Source organism: Streptomonospora wellingtoniae, from assembly GCF_031845375.1.
GTDB classification, from domain to species: Bacteria; Actinomycetota; Actinomycetes; order Streptosporangiales; family Streptosporangiaceae; genus Streptomonospora; species Streptomonospora wellingtoniae.
This window is the reverse complement of the sequence record NZ_JAVREK010000089.1, coordinates 1-306: the sequence shown is the minus strand read 5'-3', so window position 1 is coordinate 306 and position 306 is coordinate 1. Positions and strand designations below refer to the sequence as shown.

Sequence of the window (306 nt, the reverse complement as noted above, 5' to 3'; positions counted from 1 at the left end):
GGGCAGGTTAATCCGCCCAGGGTGAGTCTGGACCTAAGGCGAGGCCGACAGGCGTAGTCGATGGATAACGGGTTGATATTCCCGTACCCGTGCGCGTGCGCCCGTGTTGATAGCCCTGATGCTAACCGTGTCTGGTGCTGTGGCGGCCTTCGGGCCGGTGCGGTTTCCGGGTCCGGGACCCGAGGGGTGTGTAGGCAAGTGATGGGGTGACGCAGTGGGGTAGCTCTACCCGGCGGTGGTTGTCCGGGGGTAAGCGTGTAGCCCGGGGTGGTGGTAAATCCCTGCCCTGTTGTGGGTGAGGCGTGA

Annotated in this window: 1 rRNA gene; it reads left to right on the top strand. The window is 64.4% G+C overall.

What is annotated here, in order from left to right:
* Positions 1-306, top strand: a 23S ribosomal RNA gene (locus RM446_RS24755); the annotation flags it as partial.